This is a genomic window from Rhodococcus sp. 06-462-5, assembly GCF_002258315.1.
Lineage (GTDB): Bacteria > Actinomycetota > Actinomycetes > Mycobacteriales > Mycobacteriaceae > Rhodococcoides.
In genome coordinates, this window is sequence record NZ_NOYD01000014.1 from 170,377 (window position 1) to 197,354 (window position 26,978).

At 64.7% G+C, this 26,978-nt stretch carries 24 protein-coding genes; 10 read left to right on the forward strand and 14 right to left on the reverse strand.

Annotated features, from left to right (window positions below; genetic code table 11):
- Positions 1–13: 13 nt before the first annotated feature.
- From CH251_RS10560 to CH251_RS10570, 3 genes are read left to right on the forward strand one after another with little or no spacing between them, the layout of a single operon-like run.
- Positions 14–9,829, forward strand: a complete 9,816-nt coding sequence (locus CH251_RS10560; RefSeq protein ID WP_256978955.1) for a non-ribosomal peptide synthetase — start codon at positions 14–16, stop codon at positions 9,827–9,829.
- The gene (locus tag CH251_RS10565) at positions 9,829–10,707 is read left to right on the forward strand and encodes a cyclopropane mycolic acid synthase family methyltransferase (protein ID WP_094613153.1); all 879 of its coding nucleotides are present in this window, start codon (positions 9,829–9,831) and stop codon (positions 10,705–10,707) included. Before CH251_RS10560 ends, CH251_RS10565 begins: the two co-directional genes overlap by 1 nt.
- A 14-nt stretch (positions 10,708–10,721) precedes the next feature.
- Entirely contained in the window at positions 10,722–11,396 is a 675-nt protein-coding gene (locus tag CH251_RS10570; protein WP_094613334.1) for a hypothetical protein, read from the forward strand.
- Positions 11,397–11,433: 37 nt separating this feature from the next.
- Here the strand turns inward: CH251_RS10570 and CH251_RS10575 are convergent, their stop codons facing one another.
- The 5 genes from CH251_RS10575 to CH251_RS10595 are packed head-to-tail and all read right to left on the reverse strand — an operon-like array spanning position 11,434 to position 14,978.
- Positions 11,434–12,456, reverse strand: coding sequence for a hypothetical protein (locus CH251_RS10575; RefSeq protein ID WP_143537824.1), 1,023 nt, complete (start codon positions 12,454–12,456; stop codon positions 11,434–11,436).
- 49 nt (positions 12,457–12,505) lie between these two features.
- Positions 12,506–12,946, reverse strand: coding sequence for a preprotein translocase (locus CH251_RS10580; RefSeq protein ID WP_094613156.1), 441 nt, complete (start codon positions 12,944–12,946; stop codon positions 12,506–12,508).
- The gene (gene tatC, locus CH251_RS10585) at positions 12,934–13,710 is read right to left on the reverse strand and encodes a twin-arginine translocase subunit TatC (protein WP_256978956.1); all 777 of its coding nucleotides are present in this window, start codon (positions 13,708–13,710) and stop codon (positions 12,934–12,936) included. Before tatC ends, CH251_RS10580 begins: the two co-directional genes overlap by 13 nt.
- A complete protein-coding gene (locus CH251_RS10590) occupies positions 13,707–13,931 on the reverse strand; it encodes a twin-arginine translocase TatA/TatE family subunit (RefSeq protein ID WP_094613158.1) in 225 nt (74 codons plus the stop codon). Before CH251_RS10590 ends, tatC begins: the two co-directional genes overlap by 4 nt.
- A 33-nt stretch (positions 13,932–13,964) precedes the next feature.
- On the reverse strand, positions 13,965–14,978 hold the full coding sequence (locus CH251_RS10595; RefSeq protein WP_094613160.1) for an intradiol ring-cleavage dioxygenase: 1,014 nt from the start codon (positions 14,976–14,978) through the stop codon (positions 13,965–13,967).
- Positions 14,979–15,158: 180 nt separating this feature from the next.
- On the opposite strand from CH251_RS10595, the gene CH251_RS10600 reads away from it, so the two are divergent.
- Positions 15,159–16,187, forward strand: a complete 1,029-nt coding sequence (locus CH251_RS10600; RefSeq protein WP_094613161.1) for an ABC transporter substrate-binding protein — start codon at positions 15,159–15,161, stop codon at positions 16,185–16,187.
- 70 nt (positions 16,188–16,257) lie between these two features.
- Entirely contained in the window at positions 16,258–16,578 is a 321-nt protein-coding gene (locus CH251_RS10605) for a hypothetical protein (RefSeq protein ID WP_373454936.1), read from the forward strand.
- Between the two features lie 6 nt (positions 16,579–16,584).
- Here the strand turns inward: CH251_RS10605 and CH251_RS10610 are convergent, their stop codons facing one another.
- From CH251_RS10610 to CH251_RS10620, 3 genes are all read right to left on the reverse strand, one after another.
- A complete protein-coding gene (locus CH251_RS10610; protein WP_094613336.1) occupies positions 16,585–16,992 on the reverse strand; it encodes a DinB family protein in 408 nt (135 codons plus the stop codon).
- Positions 16,993–17,215: 223 nt separating this feature from the next.
- The gene (locus tag CH251_RS10615; protein ID WP_094613165.1) at positions 17,216–17,830 is read right to left on the reverse strand and encodes a bifunctional 2-polyprenyl-6-hydroxyphenol methylase/3-demethylubiquinol 3-O-methyltransferase UbiG; all 615 of its coding nucleotides are present in this window, start codon (positions 17,828–17,830) and stop codon (positions 17,216–17,218) included.
- A gap of 97 nt (positions 17,831–17,927) precedes the next feature.
- Positions 17,928–18,776, reverse strand: coding sequence for a sensor domain-containing diguanylate cyclase (locus tag CH251_RS10620; protein WP_094613167.1), 849 nt, complete (start codon positions 18,774–18,776; stop codon positions 17,928–17,930).
- Positions 18,777–19,001: 225 nt separating this feature from the next.
- On the opposite strand from CH251_RS10620, the gene CH251_RS10625 reads away from it, so the two are divergent.
- From CH251_RS10625 to CH251_RS10635, 3 genes are all read left to right on the forward strand, one after another.
- Entirely contained in the window at positions 19,002–19,433 is a 432-nt protein-coding gene (locus CH251_RS10625; RefSeq protein WP_094613168.1) for a hypothetical protein, read from the forward strand.
- A 192-nt stretch (positions 19,434–19,625) separates the two neighbouring features.
- A complete protein-coding gene (locus CH251_RS10630) occupies positions 19,626–19,952 on the forward strand; it encodes a hypothetical protein (protein ID WP_094613170.1) in 327 nt (108 codons plus the stop codon).
- Between the two features lie 224 nt (positions 19,953–20,176).
- On the forward strand, positions 20,177–21,145 hold the full coding sequence (locus CH251_RS10635) for a diiron oxygenase (protein WP_094613172.1): 969 nt from the start codon (positions 20,177–20,179) through the stop codon (positions 21,143–21,145).
- On the opposite strand, the gene CH251_RS10640 is transcribed toward CH251_RS10635, so the two are convergent.
- The 4 genes from CH251_RS10640 to CH251_RS10655 are packed head-to-tail and all read right to left on the reverse strand — an operon-like array spanning position 21,118 to position 24,013.
- Entirely contained in the window at positions 21,118–21,849 is a 732-nt protein-coding gene (locus tag CH251_RS10640) for a TetR/AcrR family transcriptional regulator (RefSeq protein ID WP_094613173.1), read from the reverse strand. The genes CH251_RS10635 and CH251_RS10640 overlap by 28 nt on opposite strands.
- Before the next feature lie 35 nt (positions 21,850–21,884).
- Positions 21,885–22,409 (reverse strand): copper resistance CopC family protein, encoded by a 525-nt coding sequence (locus tag CH251_RS10645; RefSeq protein ID WP_094613174.1) that lies wholly within the window; start codon positions 22,407–22,409, stop codon positions 21,885–21,887.
- 27 nt (positions 22,410–22,436) lie between these two features.
- Positions 22,437–22,793 carry a metalloregulator ArsR/SmtB family transcription factor gene (locus CH251_RS10650; protein ID WP_032396178.1) on the reverse strand — a complete coding sequence of 119 codons (357 nt, stop codon included), beginning with the start codon at positions 22,791–22,793 and terminating at the stop codon, positions 22,437–22,439.
- Between the two features lie 14 nt (positions 22,794–22,807).
- On the reverse strand, positions 22,808–24,013 hold the full coding sequence (locus tag CH251_RS10655) for an MFS transporter (protein WP_094613176.1): 1,206 nt from the start codon (positions 24,011–24,013) through the stop codon (positions 22,808–22,810).
- A gap of 147 nt (positions 24,014–24,160) precedes the next feature.
- Here CH251_RS10655 and CH251_RS10660 point away from each other — a divergent pair, with 147 nt between their 5' ends.
- Entirely contained in the window at positions 24,161–25,378 is a 1,218-nt protein-coding gene (locus CH251_RS10660) for a GGDEF domain-containing protein (RefSeq protein WP_094613178.1), read from the forward strand.
- 74 nt (positions 25,379–25,452) lie between these two features.
- Here CH251_RS10660 and CH251_RS10665 read toward each other — a convergent pair whose 3' ends face one another.
- Positions 25,453–25,746: a hypothetical protein gene (locus tag CH251_RS10665; protein ID WP_143537826.1), complete on the reverse strand. Its 294-nt coding sequence runs from the start codon at positions 25,744–25,746 to the stop codon at positions 25,453–25,455.
- A gap of 93 nt (positions 25,747–25,839) precedes the next feature.
- Here CH251_RS10665 and CH251_RS10670 point away from each other — a divergent pair, with 93 nt between their 5' ends.
- Positions 25,840–26,052, forward strand: coding sequence for a hypothetical protein (locus CH251_RS10670; RefSeq protein WP_143537827.1), 213 nt, complete (start codon positions 25,840–25,842; stop codon positions 26,050–26,052).
- Between the two features lie 22 nt (positions 26,053–26,074).
- Here CH251_RS10670 and CH251_RS10675 read toward each other — a convergent pair whose 3' ends face one another.
- Positions 26,075–26,956: a type IV toxin-antitoxin system AbiEi family antitoxin domain-containing protein gene (locus CH251_RS10675; protein WP_306436820.1), complete on the reverse strand. Its 882-nt coding sequence runs from the start codon at positions 26,954–26,956 to the stop codon at positions 26,075–26,077.
- Positions 26,957–26,978: the final 22 nt, after the last annotated feature.

Here is a 26,978-nt window from a genome sequence, read left to right on the forward strand (position 1 = left end):
GTCGGCTGCTCAGATGAATATCTACCTCGCTCAGCAACTGGCACCGGATGTGCCGTTCACCATTGCTCAATACGTCGAAATCCGCGGCGATATCGATCCGTCCGTGTTGATTCGCGCGACGGACATCGCCTGCCGACAGCTCGAATCGCCTGCCGTGCGGATCGGCGTGGACGACGGTAACCCGTACCAGTGGTCGGACCTGCGGGTGCCGTACGCGATGATCTACCGCGATTTCACCGACCGAGACCATCCCATCGAGGATGCCAAGCGCTACATGGACGAGCAGTACCGGCAACCGGTGGATCTGGTTCGCGACCAACTGATCGCCTCCGAGATCATCCAGGTGGGCAGCTGCCACTACTACTGGTACAGCCGGGCTCACCACATCGTGATGGACGGACTCGGCGCAATTTCGGTGCAGGAGCGCACCGCTGCGGTGTACACCGCGTTGATCTCGGACACCGAGATCCCGAAGACCCGGTCCATCGGAGTGCGAGAGATCTACGACTACGAGGCCGCGTACCCCGACTCCTCCCGCTACGAGACCGATCGCCAGTACTGGCTCGGTCGACTCGACGGCCACCATGAGGCCCCCAGGCTGGCCGGCAACCCCCGCGAACCGGCCGCTCCCAGCGGAGTGACGGTGAGTGTCGGTGCCGTCTTGGACGCAGACCTCACCGAAGCCGTTGCCGCAGTGGCGCATCGGTACAACTCCTCCGACGTCCCCGTTGTGCTCGCCACGTTCGCGCTCTACCTCGCGCGCATGACCGACACCGAAGACGTCATGCTCAGCTTGCCGGTATCGGGTCGAGCGACCACCAAACTGCGGGAATCGTCCGGCATGATGTCCAACGTCGTACCGCTGCGCATCGGTGTCGAACCGGGGGTCACCGTCGAGGAACTTCTTCGACGGATCCAGGTGGAACTCACCGGCGCACTTCGCCATCAGCGATTCCGCGTCGAGGACATGCAGCGAGCGACCGGCGACGGCACCGGCAGTGCCGCGGCCGGACGCGGAGTGTTCGGTCCCACGGTCAATATCATGATGTACAACAGCACAATTCGGCTCGGCGACGTCGTCGGTGAATACCGCGTGCTCTCCAGCGGACCCATCGACGACATGATGGTCAACGTCTACCCCGGCGTCGCAGGCACCAGTACCCGCGTCGACTTCCTCGGCAACCCGGCCCTCTACAGCACCGACGAGCTCGCAGCCCACCATCTACGCTTCCTGGCACTCCTGCGCGAGGTGGTCCACGCCCCCGAGGGGCTCGCGGTGTCCGAGCTCGAGGTGATCGACGCCGAGGACAAGGCAGCGGTGATCGGCGCATCTGCGACGGCAACCCCCGTGCCGCTGACCTCGCTACTGAGACGCGGCGCGGTGGTGCGTGCCACAGGAGTCGATCAGTCCAGTGAAGACTTCATCAGTGTGGTGGAACATATTGCTGCGCAACTCGTCTCGATAGGCGCGTCGAGCGAGACGCGCATCGCCGTTGCCATCGAACGCTCCTACGAGTCCGTGCTCGCATCATGGTCGGTCTCCACTGCCGGCGCATCGTTCGTTCCCCTGGACCCCACCGAACCTGCCGAGCGGCTGGCCGCAGTGCTCGTCGACGCGAACGTCGCCTTCGGTGTCACCACAGGGGCTGTGCTGGAACAACTTCCGAGCACGATCGAATGGTTCGACATCGAAGACCTACTCGACGCCGACGCGAGGCCGTTCACGCCGCCGACCCTGCACGTCGACAACGAGGCCTACGTCATCCACACCTCGGGGTCGACGGGTAAACCCAAGGCCGTCAGCGTCACTCACCGCGGACTCGCGCAACTCGCGGCCAACGTCGTCGAGAAGTACGCCGTCACCCCCGACTCGCGCGTGCTGCACGCCGCATCGCCGGTGTTCGACGCGTGCATCCAGGAAATACTCGCCGCGTTCGCTGCGGGTGCCACCCTGGTGATCGCCCCGGCCGACGTCTACGCCGGTCCCGCCCTCGCCGGCGTGCTCGACCGCGAGAAGATCACGCATCTGATCACCTCGCCGACGGTGCTGGCCACTCTCGACCTGGACGACCTCAGCTCCATCGACGTCTTCGACGTCGGGGGAGAGGAGTGCCCACCCGCGTTGCGGGACCGGTTCGTCTCTGCCGATCGAACGATGCGCAACGCCTACGGACCGACCGAGGCCACGGTGCTGGCCACGCTGTCCGAGCCGATGCACGCCGCCGAACGGGTGACCATCGGCTCGCCACTGCCGGGTGTCCGCGGGCTGGTGCTCGACGCCCACCTGCGGCCCACTCCGTGCGGAGGCGTCGGCGAGCTCTATCTCGGCGGCGACGGACTCGCCCGCGGGTACAGCGGGCAGCCGGGTGTGACCTCGACGCGGTTCGTCGCAGACCCCGGGGTAGCCGGAGCTCGGTTGTACCGCACGGGAGACATCGTTCGCCGGTCGTTCGACGGATCGTCGCTCGAATACCTCGGCCGCAGTGATCAGCAGATCCAGCTGCACGGGCGTCGTCTCGAACTCGGCGAGGTGGAGTCCGCGGCAACGACGTGCGCGGGGGTGACCGCCGCAGTGGCCGTCGTTCGCGACAACCGACTCGTCCTGTACGTCACGGGAGTCTCGGCGGATCTCGACGGTCATCTCCGGAAACGTCTGCCCGCCTGGATGGTTCCCAGCATCGTCGTCGTTCTGGATGCACTACCCATGACGGCGAGCGGCAAGGTCGACCGTCGTGCGTTGCCTGCCCCCACCGCATTCGTCGATACCGAATACGTTGCTCCGCAGACCGATACGGAACGTGCCGTGGCGAAAGCCTTCGCCGACGTCCTCGGTGTCGAGGATGTGGGGCGCGAGCACTCCTTCTTCGAGCTCGGCGGTGACTCGCTCAGCGCTACCCGCGTTCTCGCACGCCTCGGTTCCGCAGTCTCGTTGACCGTGTTGTTCGCCGACCCCACCGTCCGCGCAGTCGCCGCGGCCGTCGATGTGTCCGCGACGCGTGAGGTGTCGCTCGAGCTTCTCGATACCGTTGTGCCGGGCCGTATCCCGCTGTCGTATGCCCAGCAGCGGTTGTGGTTCCTCAACCAGTTCGATCCCGCATCGCCCGCGTACAACATGCCGGTCGCAGTGCGAGGCGGAGCCGGAGACGATCCCTCGATGGTTCTGACGGCTTTGCGCGACGTCATCGAGCGACACGAAGCCTTGCGCACGTACTACCCGGCCGACGACGACGGGCCGCGGCAGGTGGTGCGGCCCACCGACACCGTCCTCGTCGAGGTGCCCGAGCGCACTGTCTCCGAGCGTGACCTCGACTCTGCTGTCGCAGCGGCCGTGGCCGCGGGATTCGATGTGTCGGCCGAAGTGCCCATCCGCGCAACACTTCTGAGTGTGCAGGAATCGGGCGAGACCATCGTCGTGGTGGTGGTGCACCACATCTCGATGGACGGGTGGTCGGTCGACCCACTGGTACGCGACTTCGCTTTCGCCCACGCCTCTCGCGGAGCGGGTCACGCGCCCACCTGGCCGCGCCTGCGTGCGCAGTACGGCCAGTACGCGGTGTGGAACCGGGCGATGGTGGATTCGGTTGCCGACGAACAGCTCTCGTTCTGGACCTCGGTCTTGAGTGATTCAGTTTTGGGTGGTACCGACACGGCCGCGGCGGAGCTGCCGACGGACTTCCCCAGGCCTGCAGTGCAATCGATGATCACGGACGCCGTTCCCTTCGAGATCGGGTCACACCTGCACGCGGGTATTCGTGAGCTGGCCCGATCGACCCACTCGACCACCTTCATGGTCCTCCATGCCGCCGTGGCCGCCGCCCTGAGTCGATTCGGTACGTCGAACCGCGTGGTGGTCGGATCCCCGACTGCAGGGCGAGGTCACGAAGCGCTCGACGAGATGGTGGGCATGTTCGTCGGAACCCTGCCTCTCGCAGTCACAGTGGACCCGTCGGTGAGTTTCGCGTCGTTGCTCGATGCAGTGCGCACCGCGGACCTCGACGCCTTCTCGCATTCCGACGTGCCGTTCGAGCGCATCGTCGACGCCCTGGCGACCGATCGATCCCTCGACCGGCATCCGTTGTTCCAGGTGATGTTGGCATTCGACAATGCACCGCACCGGTCGGTCGAGGACCTGCCCGTCTCGGTGCTGGAGATAGCGACCCGCACATCGGAATTCGATCTGACGCTCGTGCTGGCGGACGAACAGGGTGATTCGGCTTCGTCGACCGGCCAGATCGAGTACGCAGTGGACCTGTACCACCGGGCAACCGTCGAACAGTTCGCGTCGGTGATTCTGACCATCCTGAACGCGGCGGTCGCGAACCCCGCAGTTCTCGTCGGCGACCTCGCCCTCGCCGACACGCCGGCACTGCCTTCCTCGACACCCAGCGGCACGCTGCTGGACGTATTGATAGGTGGCGCAACCATTTCCGGTGACGCTGTCGCCATCGACGGCCAGGAATCGGTGACGTACACCGAGCTCGACCGTCGCTCGAACCGGATCGCGCGGCTGCTCGTCGCACACGGCGTCGGGCCGGAAACTCTTGTCGCTCTGTCTCTCGAACGCTCGGCCGAGTACATCGTCGCGCTGTGGGCCGTGGTGAAGGCGGGCGGGGCGTTCGTGCCGGTGGATCCGCGCTACCCGGCCGTCCGCCGGGAACAGATGCTGGGGCACATCGAGATCGGTTTCGGCGGAGTCGAGCCGACAGTGCACTGGCTCGACGAGAATCAGGCCCAGAACTTCAGCGACCTGCCAATGACCGACGCGGACCGCCTGGCAGCGCTGACACCAGCGCACCCCGCCTACGTGATCCACACGTCGGGTTCGACGGGAACCCCCAAGCCCGTGGTGGTGACGCATCAGGGGGTGTACGGGCTCGCGCAGCAGGTCGTTCCGCGCTACGGGGTGTCATCGAGTTCTCGCGTGCTCCATGGCTACTCGGTCAACTTCGACGCCGCTGTGCTCGAACTCGTCCTTGCCTTCGGGGCCGGGGCGACCATGGTGATCGCGCCGCCCGAACTACTCGGCGGCGACGAGATGTCGGCCTTCCTCACTGCACATTGCGTCACCCATTACCTCTCCACGCCCGCGGTGCTCGCCACCGTGCCGCCGATCGCCGGCATCGAGACCGTCGCCGTCGGCGGAGACGTGCTGGGCCAGGGTGTCGTCGACGACTGGTCGGCAGGGCGGTCGATGCTGAACGCCTACGGTCCCAGTGAGGCAACGGTGGTGGCCACGCTGGCCGAGTCGCTTCGTACCGGTGAACCGGTCACCATCGGTCGGCCGCTGGAGCACGTGGGAGCGCTCGTGCTCGACGACCGGTTGCACTCGGTGCCCTTGGGGGGCGTCGGGGAGCTCTACCTCGCAGGCTCGGGCGTGGCTCGCGGTTATCACTCGGACCCGGCATCGACCGCCGCGCGATTCGTCGCCGCACCTGGCGGCACTCGGATGTACCGGACCGGAGACCTCGTTCGCCAGCACGTCTCGGGCGGGCTCGACTACCGGGGGCGCCGGGACGATCAGGTCCAGATCAACGGTGTGCGCGTCGAACTGGGGGAGATCGAGAGTGCGCTGACGGCGCACCCCGACGTCAGCGCCGCAGTAGCGATACTGCGCGAGAACAGAATTCGTGCCTGGGTGGTCGGCATCGACGAGCACGACGCTGCCCGGTGGCTGCTGGACAGGCTGCCGTTGTCGATGCAGCCGGCCGCCATCACCCGGATCGACGGCATTCCGCTGACCGGTAACGGAAAAGTGGATCTCGTCGCCTTGACCGCGAAGACGCAGTCCGGCGGCGATCCGGCGGAGGCGCGCACCTTGGCGCAGGAGGTGATTCTCGGAATCTTCGCCGACCTGCTGGGAGTCGACGATCCGGCCGTCGACGACAACTTCTTCGTCCTCGGCGGGGACTCTCTCGTCGCGACGCGTGCTGCCACCCGTATCAGCGCTGCGCTCGGCACCAACGTACCGGTGCGGACCCTCTTCGAATCGCCCACCGCGGAACAGCTTTCGTCGGCAATCGAGTTATTGTCCGACAACTACACCCCACTACCCGCTCTGGTCCACGATCCCGACGCAAGGTCGTACCCCGGTCTTGCCCCGGCCGAGCGACGAATCTGGCTGCAGAATCGATACGACCCCACATCGGCTGCGTACAACATCGCGTTCGAGGTGCCGCTTCCGGCAGACCTCGATCTCGATGTGCTGCGCGCCGCGATAGCCGATGTGCTGGAACGGCATACGCCGCTGCGCACGATGTATCCGTCGACTGGGGAAGGTCCCGTCACCGTTGTTCTCGACCCGCAGATCGTGCTGTCGACGTTGGACGACGCTCATGCAGGGCTCGATGTTGCCCTGCATGGTTTCGACCTGACTCTCGAAGCACCGTTGCGGCTGGGCCTGCTGGATCGAGGTGGCGAGCGCGTGCTGTCTGTCGTCGCGCATCACATCGCGGTCGACGGCCTCTCGCTCCGTCCCCTGGCCCGAGACGTCGAAATCGCTGTCCTGGCCCGCATGTCCGGCTCCGTACCGGAATTCGGTTCTCTCACCGTCGACTACTCCGACTATCGACTGTGGCAGCGGGATGTTCTCGACACCGTGGCGTCGGATCAGCTCGAGTTCTGGCGACGCACCCTGGGCGGAGTTCCGGAGTTCCTCGACCTGCCGACCGGAACCCCCGATGCCTCCGCCGATGCGACGGCCCTGGAGTTCTCCGTCGGCCCGGAGAGCCTGACTCGTCTGCGTTCGCTCGCGCATCGGTTGGGCGCGACGGTGTTCGTCGTGGTCCACGCGGCGTTGGCCGCCGTGCTGGCCGAAGCCAGTGGCACCCAGGACATCGCCATCGGGACCCCGGTGGCGGGCCGATCCGACCCGGCACTCGACCATCTCGTCGGCATGTTCGTCGGGACCGTCGTACTCAGGACGGAGGTCGATCCGTCGACGACGTTCGAGGACTTCGTCACCGTGGTACGCGACGGGGATCTCGATGCCTTCGCGAACGCGGACGTACCGTTCGAGTGGGTGGTGGACGCGGTGCAACCCACCCGCGCGATCGATACCCACCCGCTGTTCCAGGTGCTCCTCGCCTTCGGTGATACAGCCACTCCGACAATCGAACTGGGCTCGTCCCCGATCACCCCGCGCCGGGTGGACATCACGGACACCCAGTTCGACCTGGAGGTCCTGGTCGAGGAGTCCGAGTCCGGATTGATCGGCCATCTCGGGTACTCGCCCGCACGGTTCTCCCGATCGGTGATCCTCGGACTCGCGGAGCGCCTGACCGAGGTGTTGACCATGGTCGGGGCCCAGCCGAACATTCGGCTCGGCAGCGCAGACTTCGGGCACGTGGCGTCGGGCGTTACCTCGCACCGCGACAGTGCACCCGGACTCACACTGGCGGCAGTGTTTCAGCAGGCAGTGCAGAGTTGGCCCGACAATGTCGCAGTGATCGAGGGATCTCGATCACTGACCTACCGCGAGGTGGATCGACAGTCGAATGCGCTGGCAGACAAGCTGGTACGTGCAGGCGCTGGGCCAGGCACACTGGTGGCGATCGCCTACCCTCGCTCCGTCGACTACCTCGTCGCGATCTGTGCCGTGGCCAAGACCGGTGCAGGATTCCTGTCCATCGACCCGTCTCAACCCGTGGCCCGGGTGCAGGAGATCCTCGAGCGCGCAGCCCCGGTCACGGGAATCTCGGCTGCACAATTTCATTCGGTCGGTAGTGACTGGATGAGCGTCACCGGCGAAGAGCTCGATCACGTCGATGTTCGTGAGGCATCGCTGGACAGCGTGGCGTACGTCGTCTACACCTCCGGTTCGACGGGGGTGCCCAAGGGCGTACGGGTGACGCACCGCGGCATCGCGAATCTGGTGCAGAGCCAACGAGACCTCTTCGGAGTGGATCCGGAATCCCGGGTGCTCCAATTCGCGTCGCCGAGCTTCGATGCGTCGATCTTCGAGACACTGATGGCCGTGGGTGCGGGAGCCGCCGTGGTGATCGTGCCGCCGGAGGTGCACGGAGGGCGTGAACTCGAAGCGCTCATCGAGCACCACCAGGTGACCCATGCCTGCCTCACGCCGACCGTTCTGCAGGTGACCGACGCCGAGGCCGTGCCGTCGCTGCGCGTGATCGTCATGGCGGGCGAGGCCGCCAATTCTGCACTGCTGCAACGATGGTCGAGTCGACGCTCGGTGTTCAACGCCTACGGTCCCACAGAGGGAACCGTCATGAGCACCTGCACCACGGACCACCGTGAATGGGGCGTGGCGATACCGGTGACCATCGGCGGGCCGATTCGCGGCTTCGACGCAGTGGTCCTCGATGCCCGTCTACGTCCGGTGGGCAACAACGTCGTCGGGGAGCTCTACCTGGGCGGGACCGGTCTTGCCGAAGGATACTTGGGGCAGAGCGGGACGACGTCGAGCAGCTTCGTTGCCAATCCGTTCGGTCACGGTCGGCTCTACCGCACAGGCGATCTCGTGCGCTGGGTTGTTCAGAACAGCGTGGTTCGGGGCAGCGATCGAGAACTCGAATATCTGGGCCGGGTCGATTCGCAGGTCAAGGTCCGCGGCCATCGCGTCGAGCTGTCCGAGGTGGAAGCGGCACTGCTGCGTCACCCGGAAGTGCGCCAGGCCAGCGTGATCGGCCGTGCACAGTCTCTCGCTGCCTACGTGGTGGGCGGCGTCGAACCGCGGGAGGCTCGCGATTTCCTGGCCAGGACACTGCCGGCGTACATGGTGCCCAGTACCGTCACCGTCGTCGACGCATTGCCGATGACGTTGTCCGGCAAAGTCGATGCGAGCAAGTTGCCCGAGCCCTCGGTCATGTCGACCGAACGACGTGCTCCGGTCTCGGCGAACGAAGTACTGGTCCATGCCGTGTTCTCCGCGGTACTGCAGGTGGCCGCCGAGGACGTCGGTGTGGACGACAACTTCTTCGATCTCGGTGGTCACTCCCTCTCGGCGGTGCAGGTGATGGATGCACTGGGGGACCGGCTGAGCCAGCGGCTTCCCATCAGCCTGCTGCTGATCCATCCGACGATCTCGGCCCTTGCGGCACAACTCGACAAGGGCGAGCACGGTGCCGACAGAGCCTTCGAGGTGGTGCTTCCGCTCCGAACCGAGGGCGTCGGCGCGCCGCTGTTCTGTGTGCACCCGGCCATCGGAATCGCGTGGAGCTATTTCTCGCTGCTCGGGGAGACCGAACGTCCGTTGTACGGCCTTCAGGTGCCCGGTATCGCCGACGGTGAGGTGGCACCGACCTCGATCGAGGAATTTGCCGAGAGATATGTGCGCGAGATCCGGGGCGTTCAGGCGCACGGCCCCTACCACCTGCTCGGTTGGTCGCTCGGCGGCGTGATCGCGCATGCTGTTGCGACACAACTGCAGTCGGAAGGTGAGGACGTCGCGCTGCTGGCGCTCGTCGACGCGCAGCTCTCGGCACCGGAGGGTGCTGCGGAGTTCGGTATAGACGATCTCGCTCGTCAGCTCGGAGTCGAGGGTGACTCGTTCGAGACCGTCGTGGATGGGTTGCACGGCAGCAGAAGCGAACTGGCGTTTCTCACCGTCGATCATCTACGGCGAATGTATCGACCCGTCGCGATGGCTCCCACCTGGGTGGCGTCGTACACGCCGGCTGTGTTCGCCGGGCCGGTGCACTATTTCGCCGCCCGCGGCTCGCACGGCGCGGAGCAGTGGACGGAATTCGTGGGCGGGCGGATTTCGGTTCACCGGGTGGATGTAGAACACGAAGACATGCTGGGCGAGTTCGGTGCCCGTGCACTAGGCCGAGTGATCGGCACCGATGCGGTGGGGAAAGGTGTGGCGTGATGAGCGAACAATTGGAGCCGTACGTCGATGACGTGCGAGCACACTACGACCTGTCGGACGAGTTCTTCGCTCTGTTCCTCGATCCGAGTATGACCTACAGCTGCGCCTACTTCGAGCGTGAGGACATGACGCTGGAAGAGGCGCAGACTGCCAAGATCGACCTAGCCCTCGGCAAGCTGGACCTGAAGCCGGGGATGACGCTGCTCGACATCGGCTGCGGTTGGGGAGCTCTCGCCAAGCGAGCGGTCGAGAAGTACGACGTCAACGTCATCGGTCTGACGTTGAGCCGCAATCAGTACGAGCACGGACGCACCGTTGTTGCCGGCCTGTCGACCGACCGCACCGTCGACATCCGGTTGCAGGGGTGGGAAGAATTCGACGAGCCCGTCGACCGGATCGTCAGTATCGGTGCCTTCGAGCACTTTCGACGCAACCGATACTCGGCGTTCTTCGCCAAGTGCCGCTCGGTACTGGCGAACGACGGGCGGATGTTGTTGCACACCATCGTCATCACGCCGCCCGATCCGACGTCCGGTGCCGGCGGCCTCACGCGCGAGGATGCGCACTTCTCCCGCTTCATCCTGCGCGACATCTTTCCCGGCGGACAGTTGACGCTCGTCAAGGTCATCAAGTCCAAGGCGGCCGAGGCAGGCTTCGAGTTGCTTCGGGAGCATCCTCTGAGGTTGCACTACGCGAGGACTCTCGATACCTGGGCCGAGAAACTGATCGCATCTCGCGACGAGGCCATTGCCGTGTCCTCGGAGGCGACCTACGACAAGTACGTGCAGTACCTCACCGGCTCGTCGGAGCGATTCAAGAGTTCACGTATCGACGTCGTGCAATTCACGCTGACGGCTACAGACATACCTGTGAAGTGACAAGGATGCCCAACATGAAGAACGCTCGACTCGGTTTTGTCAGTGGACTGTTCACCGCAGCGGTCCTGGCGCTCACCGCGATGGCTCCCGGTACCGCTGCTGCGGCACCCCTACCGGTCGTCGGCCCCGGCAGTGGTTTCGTCACCACCGGTGGTATCGACGACCTCACCGCGTGCTCCATCGCGGCCGTCGGATATGACGACGCCGGCCGACTCGTCGCCCTGACCGCCGGACACTGCATTCTGCGCACGGGTCTGCCCGTCACCCTCGTCGGATCGCCCGCGGCCCCGGTCGGCACTACGGCCGTCGGGCATTGGGGACCCGATTACGGTGTCATCGTTCTCGATCCCACCAAGGTCACGCCGGTATCGAGTCTGGGCGGAATCACCGTGACGGACATCGGCATCGGATCGGTGGGTCAGCCGGTCTGCAAGAGCGGGGTCGGCAGCGGACTGACCTGCGGCACCATCGTCGACAACCGAGGCAGCGACCTGATGTCCGATGCCGTCACCGTCTGGGCCGACTCCGGGGCACCGCTGGTGGCCGGCACCACGCTCGTCGGAATCGCCAGCCATGCCTCGGGCACTCCGTTGCTCAGTCCCACCGCCTACGCTTCCGCGTCGGAGTCGTTGCGTTTGCTGGGTGAATCGGGGGCCCCGGGAGCGGGCTTCCGGCCGGTGGGAAGCTGATCGACAGAGCTTCCGGGGATGGCGCGATAGTTCGGACCTACGCCCGATCCTTTCCCGCCTGGTGCGTCGGATCGATGAGGAACAGGCTGCTGCCGTCCAATCCGTCTCTGCGATGGATGTTTCCGCGCAATCCGGCTTCGACCAGTCGTGCCGCGATCTCGTAGATCTCCTCGAGGCGATCGTCGGTGAGATCGGGCCTGATCGCGAGATGGATCTCGTCGCCGATGTGGCGCAGTACCGCCTGAAAGTTCGGGCTCACCGCGCTGTAGAGCTCCTCGCATTGGACAACCAGCGCGTCGGACATCACGAAGTCGTCCTCGGCTCCGAGCAACGGGATGACGCCGAAGTCCTCGAGAAGGTTGATCAGCTGTACCCCACTACGTCCGGCCGCGGTCGACCGATCCGCCAGCACACCGGATTCCACTTCCTTGGTCGTGAAGATCAGTGTCGCTTCGGCGCTGGGATCGAGCAGGCCAAGATCGGCGCGCATTGCCGTCAGCAGCAGCGAGTGCATTCTGGTGATGTACGCGTGCTCGCTCTGCAGACGTTCGTGTGCCGGAGCGGGTATTCCGGTCTCGGGAGCCAGCGGGGTGAACACCCGACGATCGATGCCCGTCGACAACTCCAACGCCAACGGATGAACCCGCCTGCGCGCGACCACCAACGCCGCAGTGAGCGCCAGATTGAGCTGGTCGTACGCCTTGTCCAACGCCCGCGTCGCAGCTTTGAGGTCACCGACCGGCGTCGAGACCACCGCAGCCGAAATCTCCTCGGCCACAACTCGATCGACATTGGACAGCGCGAAGAGTAGTTCCTGGTAACGCGCCGTCACCTGGTCGCGGATCCACGAGTCGTTGTCGCTGGACTGGCGCACCTGGCGATCGACGGAGGTGTGCAACGCCGCCAACTCCCGCGACATCACATCCTCGTTCGCGCCGACCCGTCGGACACTCATCGCCGCCCACGCGGCACCGAGCGCAGCGATGACGACGACGATCAAGGTCCATACCTGAATCGACGTCACACCGGACTCGGTAGCAGCTACGACGCTGGTAGTCATGGGCTACATCATGCCCGAATGTGTTACACGTTGTCCTTCTTTCGCCGCCCTAACCTGCAGCTGCGACATCCGGCAGTACCTGCGCCGCGATGCGGCGTGGGTCGTGCTGGGGTAGTGAGTCGATGAGGATGCGTCGGGGATGCGATGCCGGCCCGGTGATGAGATATTTCTGACCGGGTCGCATGCGGGCTGCTTCGGTGAGCACCTGTTCCGGCCACTCGGATTTCGGAGCGGAGTCGGTGTCACGCAACGCGTCGGTGACGATGCGGCGTGGGTCGTATTGCCGCAGGTTCATCGATTCCCATTCGGAGCGTCGGAGTGGAACGCCCATTTCTGTTTCGGCCGCGGTGCGGGTGGTGTCGACGAAGTGGCGCACGGTGCGTACGGCGCGGGTCAGTTGATGGGCGTATCCGGGTAGGCGGGAGGGGCCGAGGACGAACCCGGCGATGATCGCGACCAGGAACAGTTTCTCGAAGGTCAAGCCGAACATGATGAAAGCTCCGGTTTCGGTGATGTCAGGGCGCGTCTGTCGTGTACTTCGGTGATGACGATTGCTGCTCCGAACAGTGTTGCCATCGGAACCGCTACGAGGAACATCGACAGGACGTCGGCCGCGGGGGTGACAAGTGCGCTGAACAGCGCGATGGCGACGACGCTGATGCGCCAGCTGCTGCGTAGCCTGCGTGCGGAGAGGATGCCGAGACAGTTGAGCATCACCAGCAGGGCCGGGAGGACGAAGGCGATGCCCGTGGCCAGCACGATCTTCATCACGAAGTCGACGTAGTACGAGGCGTTGAGGATGGTGCTGTCCTGGTCGGAGGAGAATCCGGCGAGGACGCTGACCATGCGCGGGAAGATGGCGAACCCGAACACGCAGCCGGCCACGAACAGTGGAGCTGCGGCAGCGGAGAACCCGTAGACGTACTTCTTTTCCCGACGCGTCATGCCGGGGGTGAGGTAGGCGAACAGCTCACGCAGCCACACCGGAGACGACACGATCACGCCGGTGAACAGGGCGATCTTCAGTTCGAGATCGAAAGCGCCGGTGACGGTGTCGAAGTTGAGACTGGCCTGGCGAGTGAGGGCGAGTTCTTCGACGGGTGCGCGCAGGATGTCGAGAATCTGATCGGAGAGAGCGAATCCGATCGCTATGCCGACGAGCAGCGACACCGCCGCGCGTATCGCGCGACGACGTGCTTCGCGCGCATGCCCGGCAAGGGGCATCACTCCTCGCGCGGCGGTGGCTGTGCTCACGACGTGTGTCGGTACGGAACCGGCGTGGACGCGTCGGCGAAGACCGGTGCCGTCGTGTCGTCACGTGGCGCGGTCTTCTTCTCCTCGCGCACTTCGTCTTTCAGGATGCGCAACGATTGACCGACGCCCTTGGCCAGTGAGGGGAGCTTGGTGGAGCCGAACACGAGCAGCAGGATGGCCAGGACGATGAGAGCGTGCCAGCCGGTGAGGTTGTGCAACATGGTGATTCCTTCGGTGGTGTGAGGTATGGGTGATCAGTTGGTGGGTGCAGAGCCGCCGTTGGGCGGTCCGCCCGCCGGGGGAGTGCCGCCGCCCATGGGGGCCTGGCCGCCACCGCCGCCTCCGCCCGCGGGAGCAGCACTCATCGCCGGTTCGGTGGTGGCGTCGATCGCCACTGCGAGTGATCCGACGTAGCCGGAGGTGGGGTCGCCGGTGAACGTGCCCATCTCCAGCTCGTAGCCGTCGCCGAAGACATTGTCGTTGTCGAGGCTGCCCAGCTGGGTCAGGTTCTTCGTCGACTCGGGGTAGAGGTCGATCTTGTCCTGGTAGATCGTCTCGAGCATGTCCTGCGGGAAGGCGACCTGTGAGGTGGCAATGGCGTTGTCCACGTTGGTCGCCGACGCGGCGTCGGGGTAGACCTCGAAGTGCATGTGGGTCCAGCGACCGGAGTAGCAGCCGGGAACGATGGTCTCGAATGTGACGGTGCCGTCGGAGCCGGCGGCTTGGATGCCGCGGAGATACGTCTCGTCCTCGACACCCTCGGAGTACATCGAGTACTGGCCGTCCGCATCGCACTGCCACACGTACACGGCCGCACCCTCGTACGGTCGATTGTCGTTCGCCAGGTCGGTGAGCGTGAAGGTGAACGTGAGAGGCACTCCACTCACCGTGGTTCCGCCGTCCAGGCTGGAGGTGATGTCGCTGCGGACGATGCCCGATTCCTCGAGGACGTTGACGCCGTTGGTGCCGTCGGCCGGGTAGGGGCCATTGGTTTCCTGGGGGATCTCGCTCGTCGCTGTCGAGGTGGTCGTCGACGCGGTTGCCGTGGTGGCGGTGGAACTTCCGGCGCTGGAGGTGCTCGAGCATGCGGCCAACGCGAACGCGCCGGCTCCGGCGCCGACGAGGCTCAGCACGCGGCGGCGGGTGACGAGGGTGGTGATATCGAAGCCTGCGCCCTGGTCGACGACCTCCTCGGTGGGGCGATCGAGAAGTCGTCCCTCGTAGGCGGGTCCGTCGGGTGTATCGGTCGGCTCGGGGATTCGGGTCATCGTCGTACGTCTCCTTCGTTGCGGCACTGAATGTTTCGGTAGTGCCAATACTCTGGGATGTTCCGGTGAGGACCCTGAACCCTCGCTGCGAGGTTCCTGTGAGCGGTGTCGTCGGATTTTGGCAAGCGGAGTAGCTAAGGCTAACCTCAGTCTGTCCCGCTCTCGACGTACAGGATTTCGATGACTCACCGTGCAACCACTCGCTTCGCTGCACTGTTCACCGCCGTGGCCGCCGCATCCATCGCGCTGGTCGGCTGCAGCTCCGCCGATACTGCGGAGGACGCGGCCGTCGCCCCGTCCACCGGCTCGTTTCCGCTGACCGTGCACCACATGTACGGAGACACCACGCTGGACGAGGTGCCCGAACGAGTCGCGACGTGGGGATTCGGCACCACCGACGCGGTCCTCGCCCTCGGGGTCGTCCCGGTGGCGATGCCCTCGGCCGAGTACGGCGGAGGGGACGATCTGATCTACCCGTGGGTGTCCGACGCGATCGAGTCGTCGGGCGGTCCGGCACCGGTTCTGCTCGACAACGTCACGGACGCACTGTCCGTCGAGAAGCTTCTCGCTACCGACCCGGATGTCGTGTTGGCTCCGCACTCCGGGCTGACGCGGGCCGAGTACGACGCGGTGACCGCTGCCGGAGTTCCCGTCATCGCCCCGCCCGAGGAACTGTGGTCGACGCCGTGGCGCGATGTCATCACCACGACGGGTGATGTGCTCGGAGTGCCGGACAGGGCAAGTGATCTCGTTGCCGACCTGGACCGCCAAGTGCAGGACGCAGGCGCACAGCATCCCGAATTCGACGGCCGCACAATCGCATACGTGTCCGAGGCTGCGGACGTGTACTACCTGCTGCTGCCGTCGGACCCTCGGGTGGAGCTGCTCGAGAACCTCGGCTTCGCCTCGCCTGCATCGGTGACCGACCTCGCGACCGACGATGCCACGTACTCGACAACGGTCTCGGCCGAGAACATCTCGAAAATCGACGCCGATGTGGTGTTCACTCAGGTCGACAGCGACGACGCCCTGCAGCAGTTCCTCGATTCGCCTGTCTCACGCCAGATTCCGGCTGTTGCAGCAGGTGCGGTAGCCGGATTCGTCGGCCAGGAAGCCGGAGCTGCAGTGGGCCCGACGGCACTGTCGATTCCGTACTTCCTGCCGACCCTGGTCGACGGACTTGCTGCTGCAGTGAACACCGACCGTTGACGACGATGGGGTGCGGTGGAGGGCATTCGGAAGAGCCCGGAGGTGCTTGCGCGCGAGTAGTCTGACCGCAATGACATCGGTCGACTCCGGGAGTGCGCTCATGACCTCACGCTTGCCCGACGTGTTCAGCCCGTCTGCAGTGCAGTACGGCGAGACCGTCAGAGTGGACGACCGCACGACCATTCTGCCGGTATCGCGTCGATCGACTCGGGGAGCAGAGACCGCAGTGGGGCTGTTCACCATCACGGACGGCACGGCGGTGTGGACCCCAGCCGTCGATGCCGGCCGCATCCAACTGATCGGTGTGCTCACCGGCCTCGTTGCTGCGACATTGGGATGTGCTGCGGTCCTGAGGCGGCCGCCGTGGCCGACCGTCACCATCGATCGTTGACCCAGGTCACGCCTGACGAAGGACGTCGCGTGTGAGCTCGAGCTGGCCGAGGTGCTGGGCCAGCTCGCGCACCAGGTGCGTCAACACCCACTCCGGGGTGGCGGTTGCGAGCTCCGGGCGGGTGGTGCCCATGACGGTCCGATCGCGAATCCCCTCGCGTAAGCCGACATTCACCCACTCGGGTAGACGCGCTCGAACCTCGTCGACCCGTGTGGTCAGTTCGTCGACCCGGCCCTCGGCCGTGAATTCGGCGGCGCGGTCCCGCGGGATCTTCAGACCGGCGATCACCGAGCCCGCCCAGTACTCGATCACCGCCACGCAGTGGAACACGATGGCGTACGGACTGTTGGCACCGGGCAGGTCCGGCTTCGTGTTGGCCAGCTCGTCGCCCAGGTCCCGGAGGATTTCCGTCATCGACGACAGGCTCCCGCCCGTGATCGCCAGAAAAGCGTCAGCGACACGGCTTGCGGCGTCGTCCTGCTGCGGTGTCACCACGGGTGCGGCTCGACGTCGTCGAGGAAACAGCCGTACAGATCACTTCCTGGTTCGCCGTGCATCACCGGACCGTACACCCGTTCGCCTGCCCATGTGCCTGGGTCCTGGCCCTTGGGCGACAGACATTGCTGCGACCGCGGAATCAGAGCCGACGGCTCACCCGAACCACCGCATCGCGCAACGTCTTCGAGTGCACACCGGTACCGCCGACCGTCCTGGAACGCTCGATTGCGGTGTCGATGCGCCACGAGGAGGCGTCGAACAGGGCGGTGATGTCTTTCGCGGTGACGGTGGCCTCGTGCGGAGGCTCGCCCTCGTGTGAATGATGTTGTGCGCCATCGTGCAGATGCCCGACGATGAGCAGCGAACCGCCCGGCGCAACCCACTGCGCGATGTGTCGATAGAACTCCAATTGCGGAATCGACGGATGCGCGTAGTGGGTCATCACCAGATCCCATCGCTCGGTCGGATTCCAGGTCGTGAGGTCGGATTCGATCCAGGTGACGTCGACCCCTGCATGTTGTGCCTGCTGTGCGGCGGTGGTGAGGGCCGCGGCGGAGATGTCGGCACCGGTGACTCGCCAGCCCTGCTCGGCGAGCCAGATCGCTTCTGCACCGGCACCGCAGCCTGCGTCGAGCGCGGTACCGGGCGTCGATCCGGCCGTTTCCTGCACGAGATACGGGTTCGCTGCAACGGTATGGGATGTTCGGTCATCCCAGTGGTGCTCCCAATACTCCTTGTCGAATGCGTGCGTCATGTGCAGGGTCCTCTCGCGTCGATGTCCTGGGATCGAGCGTGGCAGCCTGTGTGCATTTATGGCAAGTATGTTTGCCGTTTCAGCAAGTTGTGCTGCGTCAAGAAGGTGCGTCGGTGATCATTCGATTTCGGCCGGCGCGCTTCGCCTGAAACATCAATGCGTCAGCTCTGTCGAGTGTGCTGCGAAGGCCTTCGTTCGGTCGCTGGAGCGTGTACCCGGCCGAGAACGTCACCCCCGATGACATGGTGGCGGCGGCGAGAGCCTCGAGTGATCGAAGAGCACCGCGACGATCGCAATTGCGCAGAGTGATCACGAATTCCTCTCCGCCCCAGCGTGCCAAGAGTCCATCGACGCCGATGCAGCTGCGGGCAGTCGACGCGAAGTCTCGTAGCAACGCGTCGCCGGCGGCGTGGCCGAAGTGGTCGTTGAACTGCTTGAAGTGGTCCAGATCGAGAACCGCGACGACTGTGTCGACCGAATCGTCGTCGACGAGGGACACCGCGTGATCCGACCAGCCGCGACGGTTGAGTGCCCCGGTCAGCTGATCCGTTCGGGACGCGAGCAGGATGCCGTCCTCGACCACTTTTCGTTCGGTGATATCGAGAGCTGCACCGAGCGTCCACTCGGCATCGGACGGACCGGTGAAAGGGACCAGAGTCAGCAGAACCCAGCGAATCTCGTCGTTCGGTAGAACGAACCTCACCTCGACCTTCACGGATTCATCCGCGGCCTTCCCAGCGGCCATCAGATCCTCGACGCTGCCGTGGAGCGGGAGGTCGTCCGGGTGAGTGTGCACCGTCGCGGATCGACCTATCAGTTCCGAGGAGGACAAGCCGACGAGTTCGCAATAGGCCGCATTGACGTCGACGAAGAGCCCATCGGCGTCGGAGAGAGCCTGCGCCACGGGGCTGGAGGCGAACATGCGCCGGTACCAGTGATCCTCCACGACGCAACGACCCGCTTTCTCCCCTTCCCGGATCGGGAGTCTAGTTGAAGTCTGCTCGAGCCCTGTGGCGCAGTCGGCTGCCGGCAGCTCCGTCCGGCGGACTCGTGCTGGAACTGTCGCCGGTAAGCGTCAAACTGGCACGAATGTACGACTTTCGGGAACTATCCGTCGCCGTCGAGCGTCGAAGGGATGGGGTAGTCGGTCGACGACGGGGGACGTTCGAGCATGACGAAGTGGCGAGAAGTGACGAGCATCGAGTGCCAACAGGATTTCGACGACCTGCTCGACGTCTGTATCGACATCGCAGCCGAACGGATCAGTGAGAACTGGGGACTGCACCCGGTGGCCGTCGTCAACGACCTCTCCGGCGGTCAGCGGGTGCTGACGCCGCTGCAGTCGGAGGGAGGCGGGGCATCGAACACCGTGATGCACGAACAACTCGTCCACGATCTGCGTGCCGTCGCCGGAGATCTGCGGTCGTACGCCATCGTCTCCGACGTCACCGGCGAGGAGGCGTCGGGCACATATCTCGAGGTTCTGCTCGAACACCGCGAATACGCGATGCGGATACTCGTCCCGTACCTGATGCCCGACGCCACGACCTTCGATCTGGGTCCGACGAAGGCGTCTGTGGGGCAACGGCTTCTGTGGCCCTGATCTCTCCGCAAACGCGCGCGCGTTCGCGAGAATTATGCCCGGATCGGTGGCGAATCCGGACGCGTCCGACAAGTGCGCGCGTGTGTGCGAAACCGGAGGCGCGCGCACCCATCGGCCCCGTCCAGGGGATTGGCACTCTCAACCGTCGAGTGCCAAAATGGGAGGCACATTCTCACTCGAAAGGAGTCCGCAGTGACCGTCACCTCTCCCCACTTCGATACACGTGATTCGGACGACGACATGCCACCGAAGTGGTGGAACCGGCGCATTCGTACCCGCGCACAGGTGACCGAATATGCCGTCATGTTCGGTGCGCTGTCGATCGTCTCGTTCTGGGCCGCCGGCCTCGGCATCGCGGCAGGCCTGATTGCCGTCGCCTCTGCGCTGTGGGCCGATCGCAGCCCCGACCTCTCCGGACCGCCCGCCGATCGCAGCGATGCTGCGCTGGCTGTCGGCACCGGAATTCTCGGAATCATCGTCGGCTTGGGATTCGTGGTGATGGTGCTGCCGTACTGGTGATGGAGCGACTTCGTCGCATGTGAGTAGAACTTCGTAGCCCACTACGAATTACCGTTCACGACCGGAGCGCCTGCCTCGAGGCCGGTCGACCGCACTGCGGTCGGCCGGTTTCGTCGTTTCGAAGAACATTTCTCATGTATCTGCGACGGAGCGTTGCACCAACCCGTTTTATGTGTGACGCTGTGTTGCGTACACATTGTTCGGACGCAGGCGGAAGGACCACCATGACTGCAGTCGACGACGCACGAACGCTCTACCGAGACAGGCTGCATGCACTGTCGACGGCATCGGTGCATCAGCACTTCGACGCCTTCCTCGACATCCCCTGGGACGAGCCCGAATACGCGATCGTTCCCAACGATCCACGCTGGGTGCTCCCGGACGCGGACCCGCTCGGCCACACCGACTGGTACAAGTCGCTTCCCCTGGACCGGCAGATTCACATCGGGATGTATCGCCAGGCCAGCATGGTCAAGGTCGGCCTGCAGTTCGAGCAGATCCTCATCAGCGGACTCATGCAGTACGCCCTCACGCTGCCCAACGATTCACCCGAATTCCGGTACTCGACGCACGAAGCAACCGAAGAGTGCCACCACACCCAGATGTTCCAGGAGCTGGTGAACCGCATCGGCATCGACGTGCCGGGTGGGCCCGCGTGGTTCCGCAAGGTCGTACCTGTGCTCACGGTGTTCGCCGCTCGATCGGCACCGTTCGGATTCTTCGTCGGCGTCCTCGCGGGTGAAGAGCCGATCGATCACATGCAGAAGGGCGTCCTGCGTGCCGGTAGCGTCGGACACCCCTTGGTCCAGCGCGTGATGCAGATTCACATCGCCGAGGAAGCGCGACACATCGGCTTCGCGCATCAGTATCTCGAGCACAAGGCCCCGCGGCTCGGCCCCTTCGAGAAGGCGTCGATCTCGATCCTGACGCCCATCATCATGCGATTGCTGTGCGATGTGATCATGAAGCCGAGCAAGCAGATGCGACGCGACCTCGACATCCCCGACGAGGTTGTCGACGCCGTGTGGTGGAACAGCGAACCGTCACGAAAGGCGTTGCGCGACACATTCGGTGACGTCCGAATGCTGGCGGGTGAGCTCGGACTGATGAACCGCGTGTCCCGACGCCTCTGGCGCGCCCTCGGTATCGACGGACGCCCCTCGCGCTACCGCAGTGAGCCGTCGTTCGGCTGAGGCTCGTCGATGACGCTTTCGAGGGGCACCTGCGGGATTGCGATCCCGCGGGATGCCCCCAGGCCCTTGACCTGCAGCCAGATGGTGTCGGCCAGGAACGTCGCGAAATGATCGAGACCGGTGCGATGTTCGGTCTGCCCGCTCCAACTGCGCACCGCACCCATGCAACCGGAGACGAGGCCCGCCACCCACGGCCGCACCAGCGACCAGTCGTCGGTGGTCAGGTCTGCGTGGACCAGCGACAGGAACGCGGCGACGCTCACTTCCAACTGCTCTGCCAGCAGAGCGTTGGTCTCCTCGAGGGGCGTGGGCGACTCGGCACTGACGTCCTGCTCGACGAACCGCGTCCACGCGGGATGCTCGGCCACCCAGCGGACATAGGTGCTCACCATGCGATGCACCACGTCGCGAGGAGTGCCGGTCAACGCGAACGATGAGACCAATGTGGCCGTCAACTCCGAGCAGATGGCCCGCTGAATAGCCGTGTCCAAGTCGGTGCGATCACGAAAATGCCGGTACAGCCCGGTGCGATGTACCCCGGCCTCCGCGGAAATCTGAGCGGTGGTGAGCCGCTCACCGGGAGCGATATCGCGCGCCAGAACCGTCATGGCGGCATCGATGATATGACGTCGACGATCGGTGTTGTGCTGTTCCCAACGCCGCTTCCGGCCATCGGACTTCGGGCGTGGGCCACCGTCACTCATGCTGCATGCTCTCACGTCCCCATCGGATGTAGACGTCAGTTGCTGCGTTTACGAAGTGCGAACAGAACACCGGCTGCACCGACTACGGCCACCGCTGCCCCGATAGGCCAGAGTGGGAATCCGCTGGCGGTCTCTTCCACGGCGGTTGGGGTTGTTTCGGTTGTCGCCGGCGCTGTGGGTGCTGCCGACGTCGGGGACGGCTGGGTGAGTTGGAACGGAATGCTGCCGGTGATCGGATGCCCGTCGGCGGAGACCACTCGGTAGCCGATGTTGTACTCGCCCGCCGCACCGAGCCCGTCCAGATCCACGGTCACCGTGCTGCCGTCGACGACGGGATCCGATGCTGCCCATTGGGTTCCGTCGGCTCCGACGACGGTGACGGTGGCGAAGTTCGACTGCACCGACTGATTGAACGTCAGGGTCACCTCGTCCGGGGCGGCGTCGAGCACGGAGTTCTCGGCAGGGTTGCTGGACTGCAGAGTTGCATGCGCAGCTGCCGGGGCGATCGACAGTGCAGTCGCGGTGAGAATGGCGGCTGCAATCACGGCCAGACGTTTCATCGGGTGCTTTCTTGTTGTGGTGCAGGGTTATTCGTGCGGGGGCTCGCCGGTGACCTTGTGGTCGGCGAAGTTGAGGCCCTCACGCACGAGACGCGCGAGGTGACCGTCGGCCAGGCGGTAGATGACGTTGCGGCCGTCGCGTCGGGTCTCGACGAGTCCGGTGAATCGGAGCTTGGCCAGATGCTGGCTGACGGCGGTGCGGGACGTTCCGGTGGCCGTGGTCAATGCGCTGACGTCCGCGGGGCCTCGGTCGAGTAGCCAGAGGATGTGCAGTCGCGTGGGGTCGGAGAGCATCCGAAAGGTGTCACTGGCCGTGGCCAGGCGTGCGGAGTCCGGTTCGACGGCATGGTCGAGACTGATGCGCGGTTCCTTCTTCGGTGGCATCGAACGTCGTCTCCCTACGCGGAGGCGACCACCGACATTCGGGAGCGACTCCACAGGCGTGCTGCGGTCAGTGCCGCAAGTGTAGCCAAGCCCGTGAGCACCATCGCCGCGGTGAACAGTCCGAACCGGGCCCCGACCCATCCCGCAATGGGATAGGTGAGCAGAAACGCCGCGTGCGACAACGAGAACTGCGCCGTGAAGATGGACGTTCGGGTGCTCTCGTCGGATTCACGACGCAGAATCCTCGCCGACGGCGTATTGATCATCGACGTGCCGACACCCAGCACCGCCCACGTCGTGGCCAGCGCAACCCAGGCGGTCGACCCTCCGTGCAAGGTCGACACCAATGTTGCTGCAGCCGTGCCTGTCACGGCCACGGCGGCTCCGGTGAGCATGAGGGAGTGATCGGTCGTAGCTCTGAGGACGCGCGGGATGAACAGTGCGGCGACCATCGACCCGGCACCGTAGAAGCCGAGAGCGATGGCCAGCTGGCTGCTCGACCCTCCGAACAGATCGCGGACGTAGACAACGGAGTTGACGACCACGAGAGCCGTCGCTGCAGCGACCACCGTGTTCAGCGCGAGCAACCCCTGAAGTTCGTGATTTCTGACGAACGTCGCGATACCTGTTGTCGGTCTTCGGATCTCGAGCGCGAGGTGTCTCGGCAATTCGGTATTGACCACCAACACTGCGGAGACGACGAACCCCAGAGCTGTGCCGACGAACAGCGTGTGGAAGCCGATGACCGTCAACAATGCAGCGGCGATCAGTGGGCTGACCAGTGATTCGAGGTCGTAGGCGAGTCGCGAGAGCGTCAACGCGCGGGTGTACTGCTGCGCGTCGGGCACCACGGACGGAATGACGGCCTGGAAGGTGGGAGTGAAGGTGGCCGACGCCGCCTGCAGAACGAAGATCAGCACGTAGACCTGCCACACCTGATCGACGAAGGGCAATGCCAGTGCGGTGAGCGCCCTGACGGCGTCGGCGCTGACGAGTACGAGCTTGCGGGGGAGCGTGGTGGTCAGTGACGAAACAATCGGAGCGACAAACACATACGCGATCATCTTGATCGCGAGTGCGGTGCCGAGCACGGCGCCCGCGGCACTGCCGGCGATGTCGTAGGCGAGCAGCCCCAGCGCCACCGTCAACAGTCCGGTGCCCAGCAATGCGACGACCTGCGCGGTGAAGAGGCGTCGGAACGCGGGAATGTCGAGCAGCATCGTTTCAACATACACATATGTGCGCAAGTGCGCACTCATAATGCTGTTGGATGGTGGATCTCTGTGCTCGCGTTGCATGAGTAACCGCACGTGAACTGGGATTTTTCGGTACATTCGGGACCACAATCGAGCATCCGGGGGTGGTTCATGGCCGACGCCTTCGTGGAGAGTGCGTTCCGGGCCATCAATCAGTTGCCCGCGATGATCGGATACTGGGATCCTTCGCAGCAGAACGTTTTCGCCAACCATGTCTACGCCGACTACTTCGGCATCGAGCCGTCACGGATGGTCGGCATGCACATCGGTGAACTCTTCGGCGAGACCTTGTACGGGTTGAACTCTCCCTACATAACCGCCGCGCTCGCCGGCGAACAGCAACAGTTCGATCGCACACTCATCGATGTGCGCGGCGCGGTTCGCGTCACGCAGGCCACCTACGTTCCCGACATCGTCGACGATACCGTCGTCGGATTCACCGAATTCGTGGTCGACATCAGCGCACGCGCCGAAGTGGAACGGCAACGAGACCGAGCGATCCGGCTGTTCCAGATCGCGATGGAGAACGCCCCGATCGGCAAAGCCGTTCTGACCGTGGGTGGACGCTGGTTGCAGGTGAACAAGGCCCTGTGCGAACTTCTTGGATACACCGCAGAAGAGTTGCAGCAGAAAACGTTTCGCGATCTCACTCATCCCGACGACATCCCCCTCGCGGACGAACACCTGCGCGCGTTGGCGGAAGGAACCCTGACGAATATCGCGTCGGAGAAGCGGTACATCCGCAAGGACGGTGCCACCATTTGGGTGCAGCGAAACGCCACGCTGGTACGCGACAGCGAAGCCGGCGACGTGATCATCGCCCAGATCCAGGACATCACCGCGCGAAAAACCGCCGAAGCCGATCTCGAACGACAAGTGTTGATCGACGACTTGACCGGGCTGGCGAACAGGCGACGATTGATGGCCGAACTGCACTCGCTCAGGGAGTCGGCAGGCGACCGCCCCGTCGGAATACTCTTCGTGGACGTCGACGGCTTCAAGTCCATCAACGACCGATTCGGCCATGCCGTCGGCGACACCGTGCTGCAGGGAATCGGACGACGCATCCTCGACAACGTCCGCTCGGACGACGTCGCCTGCCGCATCGGAGGAGACGAATTCGTCGTCCTGCTGCGCAGTGCCCGCTCACTCGCAGGAGTAGAGCGACTGGCCGAACGAGTCGTCGGCCTACTCGCCGGACCGTACGACATCGCAGGCACCGCAATCCAGGTGACAGTGAGCGTCGGCTGGAGCTGGGAGCCGACCACCAGCCCCGACAATCTGCTACGCATCGCAGACGAACGAATGTATTCCTCGAAGCGCGCCTGAGATCGGGATCAATGTGACTTTCAGTCGGTCAGAATGCAACAGAGTCGCATTGATCCGCTGGAGCAGGGCGCATCTCAGAGCCGTGTGGGCCGAGCACCCAGCGGCGGCGCAGGAGTAGGCCCACGGTTCTTGCGTGAATCGACTCGATACGCGATGTAGAGATACAGGAATCCGGTGATCGCACCGCCCAGGCACCCTGCTGCAATATCGAGTGCTGTGGAGCCCGAGTCGATCGCCAAGTGGATCAGAAGGAAGCCGATTCCGATCGCTGGGACGAGGGCCAGAGCATTGATGTAATCGGCTCGAGTTGCGCCGCACTTCTTGCTCAGGGCCCCGGTCATGACCCACTTGCGAAATGGCTTCTGCATCTCGGCCTCCGGCCTGGTGTGGTCCACTTTGCCCGTTTCCTCCACGGTACCGGATAGTTCGCGGCGCTGACGATGTCGTGGGAGGGTGCAGGTATGCGTGCTCTGGTGTTCCTCGCGGTCCTCGCAATTCTGTACAAGTGGCCTCTGTTCGGAGACAGCCCCGGCCAGTGGTCGGCACTGCTGCAGGGCGTCATGTTCGGTGCGATTATCAGCACCGCGGTGACGCCTGCGGGATGGAAGGCGATCCGGCGCATCAGAGGTCGACTCGATGGGTCGCACAGTCCGCCCCGGTCCCCGCGGCCATGAAATCGGGTGCAGCTGACCGCGCTCAGCGCGGCTGGCTGCACCGGATTCGATCGAGAGTAGCGAGGATTTCGACGATCACGCGATCCATGTCTTCGGTCAGGTCGACCCAGGTGTAGCGGAGGATCGTCCAACTCTGACTCATGCCGTTCTGCCTGGTCCGATCCCGTTGGAATGCATCGTGATCGGAGTGAAATGCCCAGCCGTCGATTTCGATGGCGACCATCTCGACGAGGAACGCGATGTCGAGTTCGTATTCGCCCCATCGATAGTTGACCACCCAGCCGCTGATCTTGCGGGCCCGGAACTCTCCGATCAAGAGACGTTCTCCCTCGGAACGGGCGCCATTCGCTGCGACCTTCAGTAGCCGCTTCGCTTCGGGAGCACCGGTGCGACCGGCATTGCGCGCGTGGGCTTGCCGCAATCGCCCGAGGTCGGTGTGTCGCTGAAGTGCCCGATCCATGATGTGCGCCTTGCCTATCGCAGCTTCGAGAACGGTGAGTTCGAGAGACGTGACCTGCAGTCCGCGGCGCTCGACGATGTCCTTGCTGTGGATATCGCGGCGGCGGAGTCGGCATCCCTCGGCGCGGCTTCGCCCCCTGCGTGGGATGGTGACCTCGATGATGCTCGGCACCTCGGCTATCACCCCGTGCCAGAATGCCGCGGCTTCCCCGCTGAGCACGGCGTTCGGTCCCGCACCCCACACAGCGCACCGAATGCGCGCGTCCGCAGTGAACGGACGGTCGACGACGAAGTACACCCCGCGGTGAATCGTTCGCCACGCACCCGCGCGCACCGAACGGTCCACAGCATCGCCGCTCAGGCCGCAGAACGCCGCCTGCGCGCGAGTGATGACGCCGTCGTGCTGCGCAAGCCATTCACCGAGCATGTCCACTTTGACGTGCACGGCGCCGGAGCGGTTCCACGAA